Consider the following 282-nt stretch of genomic DNA (forward strand, 5'->3'; position numbering starts at 1 on the left):
GATCACCCCGCCGGCTCCACTGCCGCTCTTCTTCAGCGCCCGCATCATCCCGACCAGATTGTCGTCGCGCAGCCGCTCCAGCTCCCGGATCGACAGGTGACCGGACTGGGCGTCCGACTGCCCGGCAATCAGGTCCACCAGCTCCCCGGTGAACTCCGGCACATCCATCAGCTTGGTCCAGGGCCATTCCAGGGCCGGGCCGAACTGGGCCATGAAGTGCTTCATGCCCGCTTCACCGCCCGCGATCCGGTAGGTCTCGAACAGGCCCATCTGCGCCCACCG

At 67.4% G+C, this 282-nt stretch carries 1 pseudogene; it reads right to left on the minus strand.

Annotated features, from left to right (window positions below):
* Positions 1–282, minus strand: a pseudogene (locus ABLQ08_RS32510) (carnitine 3-dehydrogenase); the annotation flags it as partial.

The organism is Roseibium sp. SCP14, assembly GCF_040329475.1.
Classification (GTDB): domain Bacteria; phylum Pseudomonadota; class Alphaproteobacteria; order Rhizobiales; family Stappiaceae; genus Roseibium.